Below are 1,850 nucleotides of genomic sequence, written 5' to 3'. Positions count from 1 at the left end.
ACACAGTGGACGCGAGCAACTGAGGACAAGCCCTCGGCCTATTAGTACCGGTCAACTCCACCAGTCACCTGGCTTCCATATCCGGCCTATCAACCCAGTCGTCTACTGGGAGCCTTAACCCCTCAAAGGGGGTGGGAGTCCTCATCTCGAAGCAGGCTTCCCGCTTAGATGCTTTCAGCGGTTATCCTTTCCGAACGTAGCCAACCAGCCATGCCCTTGGCAGAACAACTGGCACACCAGAGGTTCGTCCGTCCCGGTCCTCTCGTACTAGGGACAGCCCTTCTCAAGACTCCTACGCGCACAGCGGATAGGGACCGAACTGTCTCACGACGTTCTAAACCCAGCTCGCGTACCGCTTTAATGGGCGAACAGCCCAACCCTTGGGACCGACTCCAGCCCCAGGATGCGACGAGCCGACATCGAGGTGCCAAACCATCCCGTCGATATGGACTCTTGGGGAAGATCAGCCTGTTATCCCCGGGGTACCTTTTATCCGTTGAGCGACGGCGCTTCCACAAGCCACCGCCGGATCACTAGTCCCGACTTTCGTCCCTGCTCGACCCGTCGGTCTCACAGTCAAGCTCCCTTGTGCACTTACACTCAACACCTGATTACCAACCAGGCTGAGGGAACCTTTGGGCGCCTCCGTTACACTTTAGGAGGCAACCGCCCCAGTTAAACTACCCATCAGACACTGTCCCTGATCCGGATCACGGACCCAGGTTAGACATCCAGCACGACCAGAGTGGTATTTCAACGACGACTCCACCTGAACTGGCGTCCAAGCTTCACAGTCTCCCACCTATCCTACACAAGCCGAACCGAACACCAATATCAAACTATAGTAAAGGTCCCGGGGTCTTTCCGTCCTGCTGCGCGAAACGAGCATCTTTACTCGTAGTGCAATTTCACCGGGCCTATGGTTGAGACAGTCGAGAAGTCGTTACGCCATTCGTGCAGGTCGGAACTTACCCGACAAGGAATTTCGCTACCTTAGGATGGTTATAGTTACCACCGCCGTTTACTGGCGCTTAAGTTCTCAGCTTCGCCAACCCGAAGATTGACTAACCGGTCCCCTTAACGTTCCAGCACCGGGCAGGCGTCAGTCCGTATACATCGCCTTACGGCTTCGCACGGACCTGTGTTTTTAGTAAACAGTCGCTTCTCGCTGGTCTCTGCGGCCACCCCAAGCTCAAGGAGTAAATCCCATCACCCAGAATGGCCCCCCTTCTCCCGAAGTTACGGGGGCATTTTGCCGAGTTCCTTAACCATAGTTCACCCGAACGCCTCGGTATTCTCTACCTGACCACCTGAGTCGGTTTAGGGTACGGGCCGCCATGAAACTCGCTAGAGGCTTTTCTCGACAGCATAGGATCATCCACTTCACCACAATCGGCTCGGCATCAGGTCTCAGACTCATGCACGACGGATTTACCTACCGTGCGTCCTACACCCTTACCCCGGGACAACCACCGCCCGGGCTGGACTACCTTCCTGCGTCACCCCATCGCTTACCTACTACAGATCCGGGTCACCGGCTCCACCACTTTCCATTCCCCGAAGGGTCCGGAACGGCTTCACGGGCTTAGCATCGTCTGATTCGATACTGGGCGTTTCAAAGCGGGTACCGGAATATCAACCGGTTGTCCATCGACTACGCCTGTCGGCCTCGCCTTAGGTCCCGACTTACCCTGGGCAGATCAGCTTGACCCAGGAACCCTTAGTCAATCGGCGCACACGTTTCTCACGTGTGTATCGCTACTCATGCCTGCATTCTCACTCGTGAACCGTCCACCCCTCGCTTCCGCGGAGGCTTCACCCGGCACACGACGCTCCCCTACCCATCACAG

General features: G+C 56.5%; 1 rRNA gene. It reads right to left on the bottom strand.

The window, feature by feature from the left end:
• Positions 1-21: 21 nt before the first annotated feature.
• Positions 22-1,850: ribosomal RNA gene (locus tag ACIOGX_RS36760) — 23S ribosomal RNA — on the bottom strand; the annotation flags it as partial.

Source organism: Streptomyces sp. NPDC088147 (assembly GCF_044741565.1).
Classification (GTDB): Bacteria; Actinomycetota; Actinomycetes; order Streptomycetales; family Streptomycetaceae; genus Streptomyces.
Note: the sequence above shows the minus strand (reverse complement) of the source record. Positions and strands in the feature narration are given on the sequence as shown.